At 62.7% G+C, this 14626-nt stretch carries 16 protein-coding genes; 9 read left to right on the top strand and 7 right to left on the bottom strand.

What is annotated here, in order from left to right; translation table 11 throughout:
- The first annotated feature begins 12 nt into the window (after positions 1-12).
- Together AC1RNA_RS16015 and sseA are read left to right on the top strand one after the other, a co-directional pair.
- Entirely contained in the window at positions 13-429 is a 417-nt protein-coding gene (locus tag AC1RNA_RS16015) for a rhodanese-like domain-containing protein (RefSeq protein WP_492951734.1), read from the top strand.
- 9 nt (positions 430-438) lie between these two features.
- Positions 439-1287: a 3-mercaptopyruvate sulfurtransferase gene (gene sseA, locus AC1RNA_RS16020; RefSeq protein ID WP_492951735.1), complete on the top strand. Its 849-nt coding sequence runs from the start codon at positions 439-441 to the stop codon at positions 1285-1287.
- 48 nt (positions 1288-1335) lie between these two features.
- Here the strand turns inward: sseA and AC1RNA_RS16025 are convergent, their stop codons facing one another.
- Positions 1336-1998, bottom strand: a complete 663-nt coding sequence (locus tag AC1RNA_RS16025; protein ID WP_492951736.1) for a hypothetical protein — start codon at positions 1996-1998, stop codon at positions 1336-1338.
- Between the two features lie 319 nt (positions 1999-2317).
- On the opposite strand from AC1RNA_RS16025, the gene AC1RNA_RS16030 reads away from it, so the two are divergent.
- Positions 2318-3469 carry a L,D-transpeptidase gene (locus tag AC1RNA_RS16030; protein WP_492951784.1) on the top strand — a complete coding sequence of 384 codons (1152 nt, stop codon included), beginning with the start codon at positions 2318-2320 and terminating at the stop codon, positions 3467-3469.
- A 77-nt stretch (positions 3470-3546) separates the two neighbouring features.
- Here the strand turns inward: AC1RNA_RS16030 and gdhA are convergent, their stop codons facing one another.
- Positions 3547-4890 (bottom strand): NADP-specific glutamate dehydrogenase, encoded by a 1344-nt coding sequence (gene gdhA, locus AC1RNA_RS16035; RefSeq protein ID WP_009340283.1) that lies wholly within the window; start codon positions 4888-4890, stop codon positions 3547-3549.
- 482 nt (positions 4891-5372) lie between these two features.
- Here gdhA and ettA point away from each other — a divergent pair, with 482 nt between their 5' ends.
- From ettA to AC1RNA_RS16055, 4 genes are all read left to right on the top strand, one after another.
- Positions 5373-7022, top strand: coding sequence for an energy-dependent translational throttle protein EttA (gene ettA / locus AC1RNA_RS16040; protein ID WP_492951737.1), 1650 nt, complete (start codon positions 5373-5375; stop codon positions 7020-7022).
- Positions 7023-7030: 8 nt separating this feature from the next.
- A complete protein-coding gene (tam, locus tag AC1RNA_RS16045; protein ID WP_492951738.1) occupies positions 7031-7801 on the top strand; it encodes a trans-aconitate 2-methyltransferase in 771 nt (256 codons plus the stop codon).
- 117 nt (positions 7802-7918) lie between these two features.
- Complete coding sequence (locus tag AC1RNA_RS16050; RefSeq protein ID WP_009340286.1) at positions 7919-8515, top strand: TIGR00645 family protein; 597 nt, start codon at positions 7919-7921, stop codon at positions 8513-8515.
- A 59-nt stretch (positions 8516-8574) separates the two neighbouring features.
- On the top strand, positions 8575-9780 hold the full coding sequence (locus AC1RNA_RS16055) for a lytic murein transglycosylase (RefSeq protein ID WP_492951785.1): 1206 nt from the start codon (positions 8575-8577) through the stop codon (positions 9778-9780).
- A gap of 19 nt (positions 9781-9799) precedes the next feature.
- On the opposite strand, the gene AC1RNA_RS16060 is transcribed toward AC1RNA_RS16055, so the two are convergent.
- From AC1RNA_RS16060 to AC1RNA_RS16075, 4 genes are all read right to left on the bottom strand, one after another.
- Positions 9800-10012, bottom strand: coding sequence for a hypothetical protein (locus tag AC1RNA_RS16060; RefSeq protein ID WP_492951739.1), 213 nt, complete (start codon positions 10010-10012; stop codon positions 9800-9802).
- Between the two features lie 131 nt (positions 10013-10143).
- Complete coding sequence (locus tag AC1RNA_RS16065; RefSeq protein ID WP_009340289.1) at positions 10144-10425, bottom strand: hypothetical protein; 282 nt, start codon at positions 10423-10425, stop codon at positions 10144-10146.
- A 289-nt stretch (positions 10426-10714) separates the two neighbouring features.
- Positions 10715-12040, bottom strand: a complete 1326-nt coding sequence (locus tag AC1RNA_RS16070; protein WP_009340290.1) for a chloride channel protein — start codon at positions 12038-12040, stop codon at positions 10715-10717.
- A 236-nt stretch (positions 12041-12276) separates the two neighbouring features.
- Positions 12277-12633, bottom strand: coding sequence for a hypothetical protein (locus AC1RNA_RS16075; RefSeq protein WP_009340292.1), 357 nt, complete (start codon positions 12631-12633; stop codon positions 12277-12279).
- Between the two features lie 357 nt (positions 12634-12990).
- Here AC1RNA_RS16075 and AC1RNA_RS16080 point away from each other — a divergent pair, with 357 nt between their 5' ends.
- Both AC1RNA_RS16080 and bfr read left to right on the top strand, forming a co-directional pair.
- On the top strand, positions 12991-13260 hold the full coding sequence (locus AC1RNA_RS16080) for a (2Fe-2S)-binding protein (RefSeq protein ID WP_492951786.1): 270 nt from the start codon (positions 12991-12993) through the stop codon (positions 13258-13260).
- Positions 13261-13387: 127 nt separating this feature from the next.
- On the top strand, positions 13388-13888 hold the full coding sequence (bfr, locus tag AC1RNA_RS16085) for a bacterioferritin (RefSeq protein WP_009340295.1): 501 nt from the start codon (positions 13388-13390) through the stop codon (positions 13886-13888).
- A 19-nt stretch (positions 13889-13907) separates the two neighbouring features.
- Here bfr and AC1RNA_RS16090 read toward each other — a convergent pair whose 3' ends face one another.
- Entirely contained in the window at positions 13908-14507 is a 600-nt protein-coding gene (locus AC1RNA_RS16090; RefSeq protein ID WP_492951740.1) for a hypothetical protein, read from the bottom strand.
- Positions 14508-14626: the final 119 nt, after the last annotated feature.

The raw sequence follows: 14626 nt of genomic DNA on the forward strand, positions 1-14626 counted from the left end.
CAGGGAGGTCTTATGGCTCAGACAATTCACCGCGGCATCAAGGCGCTGCTCGACGAAGCCAACCGCGAGGTCGAGGCGATCAAGGCGCCGGACCTGATTGTGTCGGCGAAGGATGAGAGCATTCTCATTGTCGACCTGCGCGATCCGCGTGAGATTGAGCGCGAGGGCCGCATCCCCGGCGCGTTTCATTGTCCGCGCGGCATGCTTGAATTCTGGCTCGATCCGGCGAGTCCCTATGCGAAGCCTGCCTTTCAGCAGGACAGGAAGTTCATCTTCCACTGCGCGTCGGGCTGGCGCTCGGCGCTGGCGGCCAAGACCGCGCAGGACATGGGATTGAAACCCGTCGCGCATCTCGACGGCGGCTTCACGGCCTGGCGCGAGGCGGGCGGACCGATCGAGCGCGTCGAGCCGCACAAGCCCAAAGCATGAGGATTAATCATGAGCGATCCGCTGGTCTCGACATCATGGCTGCGTGAACATCTCATCGATCCCGATGTCAGGATCGTCGACGCGGCCTACCGGATGCCGGCGATGCGGCCGCCGACGGCAGCCGAGGAATATGCCGCGCGGCATATTCCGGGCGCGGTGTTCTTCGATGTCGATGTGATCGCGGATCGCACCAGTTCGTTGCCACACATGTTGCCGAAGGCCGATCAGTTCGCGCGCGATGTCGGCGGGCTCGGCATCGGCAATGACGATCTCGTGGTGATCTACGATCGCGGCGACTACATGGGCGCGCCGCGCGCGTGGTGGATGTTCGGCGTGTTCGGTCATGATCGCGTCAAGGTGCTGGACGGCGGATTGAAGAAATGGATCGCCGAAAGCGGCGCGGTCGAGAGCGCTTCGGTGACGCCTGCGCCGAAAACCTTTCAGGCACGGCTCAATGACAAGCGCGTGCGTAGCCTTGAAGATGTGCAGAAGAATGTCGAAGCGCGCGCCGAGCAGGTGATCGATGCACGCTCGCGCGAGCGCTATGAAGGCGCCGCGCCCGAGCCCTGGCCGGGGCGCCGCTCGGGCCGGATTCCCGGCAGCCTCAACGTGCCGTTCACCGATCTGATCGATCCGGCGACAGGCGAGATGCGTCGCGTGAGTGAGTTGCAAAAGATTTTCAGTGCGGCCCATGCCGATCTCGCGCGCCCCATCGTCACCTCATGCGGATCGGGCGTGACAGCCGGTGTGCTGTCGCTCGCGCTGGCGCGCCTTGGCGTGGACAGCGCGCTTTATGACGGCTCATGGGCGGAGTGGGGATTACCCGACGGGCCGCCGGTCGCAACCGGCAAGCCTTGATAATTCAAGCAATGATCGACTGAGCGGTTGCTTCGCGCGGTGATGACTCTATCGGCGCGGCGGAAGGGTGCTGGCAACGGTCGGCGCAGGTGCTGCCGCGGTTGTAGCCGCCGGGGCGAACAGCGGGAAAAAGCTTTGCTCCACGGGTGGCGGCGGGGCCGGGCGAACAATGCGGCGGCGGTAATGATGATGCGCACGGGCGCGCGCACGCGCCTTGGCGCGGATCGCGGCGCGCTTCCGTGCGACGGCTCTGGTCTTGATGGCTGATACCGGTGCCGCCGCAGGCTTGGCTGCGGGTTGTGGCTGGGCCTCGATGCTGGCCGTGGTGATGGCATCGGTCAAAGGAATTGATGGCGGGTCCGGAATGACGATGCGCGGAATGCCCGCTTCGTCTTCAGGCGTGGCCGTTTCGGCTTCCGTAATAAGAGGAGTGGGCGCAGGGGTCGGAGCTGGGGCCAGAACCGGGTCTACCGGCTGTGAGGCTGGCGGCTCGGCAAGTGGTGGTTCAGCGGGTGGTGGCTCGACCTGCAACACCGCAAGTGTCGGCGTCTCGACGACGAAGCTGGAGACGGGGGTCTGCAGATTCCGCAGCGGGGCAGCGGCAAATTCCTCATGAGTCGCGCGCAGAAATGCCGCCGCACCCAGACCGAAAACCAGCACGGATGCCGCAAGGGCCACTATGATCGCCAAAAGCCGGAACCCGGGAAGCATGGTGCAATCGTGTCCTGCCAGCAGAGCGCGAAATCGAGAACCAAAGTCCTTGCCTGAGCGATGGGTGATGGGCCATGCGGCCTGTGGCCCAAAAACTACCGTCGAATCAGGATGATCCAAGGATAGCCCCGGATCGGCAGGCGCGCCGCCGAAAACCCCCGCAGGGCCCGAATTCACGGTGGATAGCGATTTTGTGTTCCCGAGTGTCGCAAAAAAGTCAGCACAGACAGGCTTTTTTGGTTCATGTCTTGAATGTGCCGCTATCGTGAGCGATTGCATTAACGATACGGTGTTCGCTTCGCACTATCATAGGGGCATGATGTCCAATCGCCTTTCGACGAGCCTTCTGGTGCTGGCCGCAAGCATGGCCGGAGTTCCAGCCACGCAGGCTCAGACCTATCAGCAGCCCGGCTATTATGGGCAGCAGCAGCCCGATCCCTACCAGCAGAACCGCGCGCCGGATTTCGACCGCGTCGGCGATCGCGGCGACGGCTCGCTCTCGCCGCCCGGTTTCCAGCAGCCCGGTCCGCCGCAGCCCGGCTATCAGTCATCCTCCGCGCAGCAGCCTGCCTACCCGCAGGGGCCGATCCTGTCGCCGGACGATCCGCGCTACGGCCGTCCGCCGGGGGCGCCGCCGCTGAATTACTCCAACAACGGCCAGCAGGGGGCGCCGCAGCCGCAGAACGCCTCGGGTTACGATAATCCGCGTCCGCCCGGCAGCGTCGATGCATCCGGCGCGCAGCGCCCGGCAGTCGATTCGCAAGGCCGTCCGATGACGGTCGCCGTCTTGCCGGCCGAGGACCAGCCGGAAACCGGCCCCCGTCAGGAATTGTCGCCGCGCCTGCGCCGTCAGGAGGTCAACTATCAGACCAAGGAGCCCGCGGGCACGATCATCGTCGATACCGCGAACACGCAGCTTTATTACATCCTCGGCCATGGCCGGGCGATCCGCTACGGTGTGCGCGTGGGACGTGACGGCTTCACCTGGACCGGCGTGCAGAAGATCACCCGCAAGGCCGAGTGGCCCGATTGGCATCCGCCGCCAGAGATGATCGAGCGCCAGCCCTATCTGCCGCGCTTCATGGCCGGCGGCGACGGCAACCCGCTCGGCGCGCGCGCTATGTATCTCGGCAATACGGTGTACCGCATTCACGGCACCAACCAGCCGTCGACGATCGGCAAGTTCGTCTCCTCGGGCTGCATCGGCATGCTGAACGAGGACGTCGAGGATCTGTTCGATCGCGTCAAGGTCGGCACCCGCGTCGTGGTGTTGCCGGGCGGTCCGCCACCGGCGGTTGCGACGGCTCAGCCCGCCGCCGATACGGCCGGTTATGGCCCGTCCGCCAGCGCCGCGCCGCAAGGCTCGGTCGGCAACGGTGCGGCCGGTGGCCAGGCGAACGCCAATTACGGCGTCCCCAATCAGGGTCCGGCGGTGGTGCCGCCACTGCCAAGCCCGGTGACGGTGCGCTGAGCGCGATCTTCTGAATCAAAAAGGGCTGGCTCGACATCGAGCCAGCCCTTTTTCTTTTCGCGGAATGTTTCGCGGCGTCAGACGATGCCGAGCGCGCGCATGGCCTCCGCCACGCGGATGAAGCCCGCGACATTGGCGCCGAGCACGTAATTACCGGGCGCGCCATAGGTGTCGGCCATCTCGGCACAACGGTCGTGGATGTTGTGCATGATGGTTTCGAGGCGCTTCTCGGTGGCCTCGAAGGTCCATGAATCGCGCGATGCGTTCTGCTGCATTTCGAGCGCGCTGGTCGCAACGCCGCCGGCGTTTGCGGCCTTGCCCGGCGCGAACAGGATTCCGGCGTCGAGGAACGCCCGCACCGCTTCCGGCGTGGAAGGCATGTTGGCGCCTTCGCCGACCGCGATCAGCCCGTTCTTCAGGAGCGTGCGGGCATCCTGCCCGTTGAGTTCGTTCTGCGTCGCCGACGGCATCGCGACATCCGCGGGCACGTCCCAGATTCGCCCCTCGGGCAGGAAGGTTGCGCCGCGTCCGCGCGCCTTCGCATAGTCGGAGACGCGGCCGCGCTTGGTTTCCTTGATTTCCTTGAGGAGCGCCAGATCGATACCGGCTTCATCGACGACATAGCCGCCGGAATCCGAACACGCGATCACGCGGCCGCCAAGCTCGGTCACTTTCTCGATCGTGTAGATGGCGACGTTGCCCGCGCCCGAGACGATCACCTTCTTGCCGTCGAAGCTCTGCTTGCGCGTGCGCAGCATGCGTTCGACGAAATAGGTCGCGCCGTAGCCGGTCGCCTCGGTGCGGACTTGCGAGCCGCCCCAGGTCATGCCCTTGCCGGTGAACACGCCGGATTCGTAACGGTTGGTGATGCGCTTGTAATGACCGAACATGTAGCCGATCTCGCGCTGGCCGACGCCGATGTCGCCGGCGGGCACGTCGGTATATTCACCGAGGTGACGATACAATTCCGTGACGAAGGACTGGCAGAAGCGCATGATCTCGCGATCCGAGCGTCCCTTCGGATCGAAATCGGAGCCGCCCTTGCCGCCGCCGATCGGCATGCCGGTGAGCGCGTTCTTGAATGTCTGCTCGAAGCCAAGAAACTTGATCGTGCCGAGATAGACCGTCGGATGAAAACGGATGCCGCCCTTGAACGGGCCGAGCGCCGAATTGAACTGAACGCGGAAGCCGCGATTGATGTGAATCTTGCCTTTGTCGTCGGTCCACGGCACGCGGAAAATGATCTGCCGCTCGGGCTCGCAGATGCGCTCGATCAGGGCGTCTTCGGCGTAATGCGGATGTTTGGCGATGACGGCGCCCAGACTGTCGAGCACCTCGCGGACCGCCTGATGGAATTCTTCTTCGCCGGGATTGCGGCGCAGGACATCGGTAAAAATTGGCTGGAGTTTTTCGTCGAGCATTTAATCCTTCACCTGTGAGTTCTCAGAAACGACAGCATGCAGCCGCTCTCGAAGGCGGACCTCGCGAGTGTTGGATGATGTCGTTTGCGCCCGGCGCGCAAAATCGTGGTAGGTGGCGCGGGAAGCAGCGTCAATCGCTGAAAAGCGCGTGCGACATTCTGCGCGCTTGACGCTCATCGCTCCGTCCGGAGCGGCGAGGCGACCGGAAACTTCACTCCCGGTCCGCGCCCGTTCGAGCCGATCTGGAACGGGGACGGAACTTCGCCATTCGCGTGCGCGCGATGGCATGCGCCAAAGCAATGCCGCGGGATTGCCTGAAACGCGATTTGCGGTGGGAAAGTACTGAAAAACCTAACGTTCGAACCCTTGCGAGAGCGATCGAAGGCAGCCGATGGTTGCCCTTTTCGGCCCGTCCCATTACATCAGCAGCAAGTAAAAATTCCCGCATAGGTTGGCTTCCCGAGAGGCTTTGAAGGATCACGATGGCGCGCCAGTTCGTCTATTTCATGCAGGGCCTGACCAAGGCTTATCCCACTCGCAAGGTGCTCGATAACGTTCATCTGTCGTTTTACCCGGACGCCAAGATCGGCGTGCTCGGCGTCAACGGCGCGGGTAAATCGACGCTGCTCAAGATCATGGCCGGCATCGACAAGGATTATAACGGCGAGGCCTGGGTCGCCGAAGGCGCGCGCGTCGGTTATCTCGAACAGGAGCCGCAGCTCGATCCGAACAAGTCGGTCCGCGAGAACGTGATGGAAGGCGTCGCCAAGCAGAAGGCGATCCTCGACCGTTACAACGACCTTGCGGTGAACTACTCGGACGAGACCGCCGACGAGATGACGAAGCTGCAGGACGAGATCGAGGCGCAGGGCCTGTGGGATCTCGACAGCAAGGTCGATCAGGCGATGGACGCGCTGCGTTGTCCGCCGGACGATGCCGATGTGACCAAGCTCTCGGGCGGCGAGCGCCGCCGCGTCGCATTGTGCAAGCTGCTGCTCGATGCGCCGGATCTGTTGCTGCTCGACGAACCGACCAACCACCTCGACGCCGAAAGCGTGTCGTGGCTCGAAGGTCATTTGCGCAACTATCCGGGCGCGATCCTGATCGTGACCCACGATCGCTACTTCCTCGACAACGTGACCAGCTGGATTCTCGAACTCGACCGCGGCAAAGGTATTCCCTACGAGGGCAATTATTCGTCGTGGCTTGTTCAAAAGCAAAAGCGCCTCGAGCAGGAGGGCCGCGAGGACGCCGCGCACCAGAAGACGCTCGCGCGCGAGCAGGAATGGATCGCGTCCTCGCCGAAGGCGCGTCAGGCCAAGTCCAAGGCGCGTTATCAGCGCTACGAAGACCTGCTCAAGCAGGCAAACGAGAAGCAGAGCCAGACTGCACAGATCATCATTCCGGTGGCGGAGCGTCTCGGCAACAACGTCATCGATTTCGAGGGCCTCACCAAGGGGTTTGGTGACCGCCTCCTGATCGACAACCTCACCTTCAAGCTGCCGCCGGGCGGCATCGTCGGCGTGATCGGCGCCAACGGCGCGGGCAAGTCCACGCTGTTCAAGATGATCACGGGGCAGGAAAAGCCGGATGCCGGCACCATCACCACGGGTGAATCGGTGCATCTCGGTTATGTCGATCAGTCGCGCGATGCGCTCGACGGCAAGAAAACCGTGTGGGAGGAAATCTCCGGCGGTAACGACCAGGTTCTGCTCGGCAAGAAGGAAGTGAACTCGCGCGGCTATTGCTCGGCGTTCAACTTCAAGGGCGCCGACCAGCAGAAGAAGGTCGGCGCGCTGTCAGGTGGTGAGCGCAACCGCGTGCATCTTGCCAAGATGCTGAAGTCCGGCGCCAACGTGCTGCTGCTCGACGAACCGACCAACGATCTCGACGTCGATACGCTGCGCGCGCTGGAAGAGGCGCTCGAGGATTTCGCGGGCTGCGCCGTCATCATCAGCCATGACCGCTGGTTCCTCGACCGCATCGCCACCCACATGCTGGCGTTCGAGGGCGACAGCCATGTCGAATGGTTCGAAGGCAATTTCCAGGATTACGAGAAGGACAAGCTGCGCCGTCTCGGCCAGGATGCCGCGATCCCGCATCGGGTGAAGTACAAGAAGCTGACGCGGTAGGTTCGATCATGGCTGACTGGGACGCGCGCCAATATCTCAAATTCGAGGATGAACGCACGCGCCCGTCGCGCGATCTGCTCGCGCAGATTCCATTGACCGCGCCGCGGCATGTGGTCGACATCGGCTGCGGGCCGGGAAATTCCACCGAGCTTCTGGTGCAGCGCTGGCCCAACGCGACGGTCACCGGCATCGACACCTCCGCCGATATGCTGCGGCAGGCGCGCGAGCGTCTGCCGAACGTCGAGTTCATCGAGACCAATGTTTCGCACTGGAAACCACCAGCGGACGCCGACGTGCTGTTCGCCAACGCAATCTTCCAGTGGGTGCCGGATCATCTTGGGCAACTGAAAAGGCTGCTCTCGGGCCTGCCGCAGGGCGGCGTGCTCGCGGTGCAGATGCCGGACAATCTCGCCGAGCCGACGCATGTGCTGATGCGCGAGGTGGCCCTGGATGGGCCTTGGCGTGACGCTCTTTCGGATGTCACCCGGCTGCGCGACATACTCCCGTCACCGCGCGTCTATTACGATGCCTTGCAGCCACTGTGCTCGCGGTTCGAGCTTTGGCACACGGGTTACAATCACGTCCTCAACGATGCGGCCGAGATCGTCGAATGGGTCAAGGGAACTGGGCTGCGGCCGTTCCTCGATCCGCTTGAAGTGCCTCAGCGCAAGGAGTTCCTCGCGCAATATACCGCGCGCGTGGCGGCAAGCTATTTGCCGCAGCAGGACGGCAAGGTGCTGCTGCATTTCCCGCGTCTGTTTCTGGTCGCGGTGCGCTGAAGCGTTCCGGCGGCGGAAAAAGCCGTCGCGGCGGAGGGCTGGCGAAGCGCGGGGATGGCGAATCTGGCATGATTCCCTCCTGAGATTCGTCCTGAACCTGCCGGAGCCAGTCCCATCATGTCGCTGACCCCAGAGACGCCGCTGCCACCCAAGGGGGTGGGCCTGCGTCCGATCCCGATGCTGATCTTCAGTTCGCGCTGGCTGCAATTGCCGCTCTATATCGGGTTGATCGTTGCCCAGTGCGTCTATGCCATTCTCTTTTTGAAAGAGCTTTGGCATTTGATGAGCCACTCGTTCGATTTTACCGAGCAGCAGATCATGCTGGTGGTGCTCGGGTTGATCGACGTGGTGATGATCTCGAACCTCTTGGTGATGGTGATCGTCGGCGGCTACGAGACGTTCGTGTCGCGCCTCAACCTTCAGGGCCATCCGGATGAACCGGAGTGGTTGAGCCATGTCAACGCCAGCGTGCTCAAGATCAAGCTCGCGATGGCGATCATCGGCATTTCCTCGATTCATCTGTTGCGCACCTTCATCGAGGCGGGCAACCTCGGCGGTGTCGGGCGGACCACCAACTACACGACCGAAGGCGTGATGTGGCAGACCATCATTCATGTCGTGTTCGTGCTCTCCGCGCTGGGCATCGCGTGGGTCGATCGCATTTCGGCTGGACTCGAGGGCACCGGCGAGGAAGCCGGCCACGCGGCGCACTGAGGGGACCGGGCTTGGCTGCAAGGACCATCAACCGTCGCGGCCTTGTACTCGGCCTTTGTCTGGGTCTTGCTTTTTGTTTCGGCAGGCTGGGACCGGCCCGTGCCGCCGATGACGGCTTCACGCGCTTCGTCGCCTCGCTCTGGCCGGATGCCGAGAAGGCCGGAGTCACGCGCGCGACGTTCGAGACGCAGACGCGCGACCTCAAACCCGATTACAAATTGCCGGACCTGATACTTCCGGGCCGCCCCAAGACCGGCGCGCCGTCGCAGGCCGAGTTCGTTCAGGTGCCAGCGGATTATGTGAAGGAAGCGCGGATCGCACGGCTCGCTGTCGATGGCCAGCAGCTTGCATCGAAATATCACGACACGCTCGCTGCTATCGAGCGCCGCTTCGGTGTGCCGGGCACGATTATCCTCGCGATCTGGGGGCGCGAAACAGATTACGGCCGCTACCAGTTGCCCTATGACGGGCTGACCGTGCTTGCGACGCAGGCCTATGTCGGCCGCCGCAAGGATCAGTATCGCAATGAGTTTATCGAAGCGCTGAAGCTGATCCAGCACGGCGACGTCACGCGCAAAGGCTTGCGGACGTCATGGGGCGGCGCGACGGGGCTGACGCAATTCCTGCCATCCGAGCTTGCCAAGCACGGCGTGGACTTCGACAAGGACGGACACATCAACATCTGGACCTCGGTGCCGGATGCCCTGGCGTCCGCCGCGCAGCAACTCGTCAACAAGGGCTGGCAGCGCGGCATCCGCTGGGCCTATGAGGTGAAGGCGCCGCCGCGCGCCGATTGCACCGAGGGCGTGCCTGAAGTGACGAAGCCGCTCGGCGAATGGCTGCGCGAGGGCTTCGTGCCGGTTCGCGGACGTCAGTTGAGCGCGGCGGAAAAAGCGACGCCGGCCTCATTGTTGCAGGTCGAAGGAATTTACGGCCCGTCTTTCCTGGTGACGAAGAACTACTTCGTCATCAAGGAATACAATTTCTCCGATCTCTATGTGCTGTTCGTCGGCCACCTCAGTGACCGGATGAACGACGGTCAACCCTTCGCAACGCCGTGGTCCGCGTCATCGCAATTGCGGACCACTGACGTCGAGGCGATGCAGAAGAAGCTCACCGAGATCGGGCTTTACGCCGACAAGATCGACGGCAAGGCAGGCATGCTGACGCGCGCAGCCCTCGGCGCGTATCAGAAGCGCGCGGGATTGAAGGTCGATTGTTGGCCGAGCGAAAGTGTGCTGCGAGCGATGCAGGCAGGGCGCTGATCCTCGCGCTGTTGCGCGATCAGTTGCAGACCTGAATGCTTCGGATGTGCCAGCCGTAACCATCCCACCAGCGCTCGGTGCCGAGGCGGCATCCCGGAACGACATAAACCCGCGGCGGCGGCACATAGACCGGCGCGCGGTTGTCAGGAAGGTCGGCGGCGAGGGCAGGCATCGCATCGGCGAGCAAGCCCGAGACCGTTGCAAGGACGAACAAGGCGCACAGGGTTTTCATGGGCATCACTCCTCGGGCTTCCCGCGGTGCTGCCATCGAAACCTGAAATGTTTAAGGAGACTGGAATCAAAACACCCCGGCTGGTGAGGCCGGGGTGTTGGTATTCAAACTCTTAAACGGTCAGAGCCTGCTTAGTCGCAGATCTGAACGCGACGGACGCGCCAGCCGTAGCCATCCCAGAAGCGCTCACGGCGCCAGTAGCAGGGCGGACCCGCGACATAGGCCGGGCCGGGGCCGTAATAGGCCGGCGGAGGGGCGGACGCGGCAGCGCCGCCAATGATGGCGCCTGCGGCGAGACCACCGAGGACGCCCGCAGCAACGGCTCCTCCGTCGCGCGCACTTGCCGGCGCGGGCGCGAGGCTTGCTGCTGCAAGGGCGGCGGCCGCTGCGGCTGCCAGGATCATCTTCTTCATGGCTTCACCTTTCGAATTATGAACGGCCCGGACAACGGTCACCGCGCCTGAAGGTTGCACCGGACGCTTTGAATGGGGGCTGAACGGGCGCGCCTGCTTTCTGCCATGAACTTTTAGGCCGCGCAGCAAAAATCCGGGCATGTGGCCTTGGATTCTGCGTAAAGCCGCAAAATTCAGGAGAAATTCCAGATAATTAAATTGGCCTGGCCAAACTGGGGCGGCATCCCGGTGGACAGAAATTCTGGCCTCGAATGAGGGCGGAAGCGAATCTATCGAGGAATCGGGCCGATTATATTTTTGATGCGGCCGGCGCGGGATGAGGCTGCTCCGCCTCGGCGGCAAAGCCTTTCGCCAGTGCGTGATACACGCCTTCCGTGCAGATCAGGCGCGAGGTTGCATGGCCGATCAGCGCCGCCGCCATCAGCGGCACGACCATCGCGTGATTGTCGGTCATCTCGGTGACGATCACGAAGGCGGTGATGGGCGCCTGCACGACGCCTGCGAAATACGACACCATCCCGAGCAGCATCAGGGCGCTCAGGGCGGTGTCGTGAAACAGCGCCGCGACGTTGGCGCCAAGGCCTGCGCCAATGGCCAGCGAGGGCGAGAAGATGCCGCCCGGAATGCCGCCGATCGCGGCAAAGGTCGTTGCCAGGAATTTCAGGATGCCGAAGCTTTCCGGCAGGGGATGTCCGCCCTCGAGCGCTGCCTTCACCTGCGTATAGCCGGTGCCGTAAATCGTATCGCCTGACACGATCCCGCAGATCGCGACGGCGAAGCCGCAGGCCAGCGCGAACAGCAACGGATAGTTCTTGATAGCGTAGCCTGCAGGGTGGCGGATGCCGCGCGCCATCAGGATGAGGATGCGGCTGAAGACGCCGCCCGCGAGGCCGCCGACGACGCCGCACACCGGTACGGCAAGCCAGTCCATGCCCATGCGAAGGGTCGCGGGTGTGCTGCCGAAATAGGAGTAGTTGCCCATCAGCGAGAGCGACGTCAGACCGGCGGCGATCACAGCCGCGATGATGAGGCTGCTGGTGCGTGTCTCGAAGGCGCGGCTCATTTCCTCGATGCCGAACACGATGCCCGCGAGCGGGGTGTTGAACGCCGCCGCGACGCCGGCAGCGGAGCCCGCGAGGATCAGGCCGGGCTGACGGCGCGGAGAAAACCGGCCGAGTGCGAACATGATCGATGCGCCAACCTGAACCGTCGGGCCTTCGCGTCCCACCGATGCGCCGCAGATGAGGCCGAGCAGCGTCAGCAGCACCTTGCCGATGGCGATGCGGATCGACACCAGCGTGTTGCGCGCGGTCGGGTCGGTGAGGTGGCGCGCGGCGATGGCCTGCGGAATGCCGCTGCCCTGCGCGTTCTGGAAATATTTGTTGGTCAGATAGACCGACAGCATGAAGCCGAGCGGCGTGACGATCAGCGATGCGTAACGTTCTTTCGCGATCAGCCATGCGAATGCGATCTGGGCCTGATCGGAGAGCAACGCCAGCCCGACTGCCGCACCACCCACCGCGACGCCGCCCAGCAGGAAGATGGCGCGCCGCTGCCAGCGGGCGGAAAACACGCGAGCGTGCCGGACGTAACGGTTTCTTTGATACGGTGTCATGTTGGCGGTGCGTCGATGCTGAGGGGCACTGGCAGCCGAAAGAAATACGGCAAGGGTCCTACGATGGTCCTAATGCATCGTGCGTGCCAAAAGCGCCATGCCGTTGGTGCCGATCAGGCGATATTTTGGGCACGCTGTTTCATATCCCGAAACGAAGAAGGCTCCGAAGCTGTGCCGATTGCATCGCACAGCGCCGGAGCCCGGATCGACAGGCATCGCACAAGGCGATGCGGAAATCAGAACAGCGAGGCGTACTGGGTGAGGCCTGCGCGCTGGGCGAAGTTCATCGCCACCTGGCGCTGCCGGTCGTCCAGCGTTTCCAGAAGCGGCGTCACGGCCGGAGCGGCGCGGCGAACGGCTTCCTCGGTCACCGGTCCGCGCGACAGCGCGCGCAGCGCGGCGACGACCGCCGGCCAGTGTTTTTCCTGCTCGGCCTTGAGCTTGAGCGCGGCGTGGCAGCGCATGATCGCCACTTCGCTCATCGCGATGTGGAGGACGGAGGCCTTGGCGGGCTTGACCGATGCTTCCTGTGCGACGACGGGTGCGCTCATCGACATCAGGGCAACAGCGATAGCAATCGGAAGTATCCGCATGATCCTCACTTCGTATTGTCGGGGTTTGTGCACGTGCGAAGTACGTGCCTTATGTGACCAAAATGCGATCAAGCAGTTAAGAAAACGCCAACGCGTTAATGCTGGGGATAGTTTAAATTATTGGAATTGTTTGCCTTTCAAGATGTCATGCAGTTTTGCCGTAACACTCGTCCATGATTGTTGATCGGGGAACACCGGTTTTCCGGGAACGGCGTCGCCGGGGAGGCGGAAGCGGGCAGGCGGGGCCTGGATAACGGCCAGTTTGGAATAGCTTGAAACTGGCCGTTTTGCTTTTGCATCCGGTCAGGGAGGATGACATATCAAAGGGGACCTTTCTTACCGCCAATGTTGGTGCTGATGATCGTCTGTTCCTGCAATGTGTTGAGCGACCACGATGTTCGCGGTGTCGTGACCGACACACAGCAGCCTCCCCGGACGGCAGGACAGGTCTATGGCTGCCTCGGCTGCAGCGCTCAGTGTGGCCGTTGCGCCCGCACCATCCGCAAGATCATGGATGAAGCTCTCGGCGCTTGCGCCAAATCCTGCTGTGCAGGATGCCCGCACACCGCTGCGGTGGCAGATAATACTGATTCTGCTGAAAAAGCTCCGCTGAACGAAGCGGCCTGATCCTCGGCTTTCGCGAGTCTCCCTACAATTTCATGTGCGGATGTGTCGGCTTGCCCCGGCTCCAAATCTCATTTAGAAGCGTTCTAAACTAGGTTTCGGCTCGTTTCAGGAGATAAAAGGAGTGGCCATGAAGGGTGATCCGAAGGTTGTCGACTATCTGAACAAGGGTCTGCGGAGCGAACTCACGGCCATCAACCAGTACTGGGTTCATTTCCGCCTTCTGAACCACTGGGGCCTGAAGGAACTGGCCAAGCAGTGGCGCAAGGAATCGATCGAGGAGATGCATCACGCCGATCGCTTCACTGATCGCATCCTGTTCCTCGACGGGTTTCCGAACATGCAGGTGCTCGACCCGTTGCGTATCGGCCAGAACGTCAAGGAAGTCATGGAGTGTGACCTCGCCGCCGAACATGGCGCGCGCGATCTCTACCAGGAGGCCGCCACCTACTGCCACAGCGTGAAGGATTACGTCTCGCGCGACCTGTTCGAGTCGCTGATGAAGGATGAGGAAGGTCACATCGACTTCCTCGAAACCCAGCTCGATCTTATCGCGCGGGTTGGCCTGCAGCTCTACGAACAGCGTCACATGGGCCACATCGGCGACGACAATCCGCCGGAAGAAGCCTGATCGCGTTCGCGATAACGTTTTAGGATTTTGCCCTTTTGTCCCGCATCGGCCCAGACGTTGCGGGACAATTTGCGAGGACGGCATCGATTGCCGTCTTGCCGCCGTCGGTCTCGAAATCCGCCACGGTGCGGCCTGCGTTCAGCGACCTGATCCTCACCACTAGCGATTTCGACGACGCCAATTCCTGCGTGAATTGCGCGACCGTCGCACCATCCTCGATCACGATGACCTTGTAGCCGAGCAGCACGCGTGAGGGCACGTTGTCGTGGCCCGGCTTGTCGTCAAACCGGTAGCCGAGCTCCGAATTAAGATCGCTGCCGATCCTGAACTCGAACGAGAAACGGATAATTGGTCTGTTCTCGAAGCAGGTGAGCTGGATGACCGCGGGCTTGGTGTGAGGCACCGCGCTGTTGGAGGAGTGCTGGGTCGCGAGCTGTGCGCTTGGCACCGGGACTCCGGTGATGCGGTCCGGTGTCCGCTCGATCCGCCAGTTGCCGGCGGCGATCGTATTGGCCTCGTTCTGGAATACGGATGGATCGCGCGTGCTGCACGCCCCCGTTACGGCGGCCAGTCCCGCTATCGCGATGCCGGACACTACGTTCTTGATTGTCTTGTACACACTCGCGCCCCCACGAGAGACGCCAGTCTGCAATCGGAAATGGCGGGACGCAAGGATTTCCCGCGCCGCTCGCGTTTCAACTCTAGTGTCCTGAATCAAAAGTTCGCCTCACCATGCCG

This window comes from Afipia sp. GW821-FHT14H12, assembly GCF_058803465.1.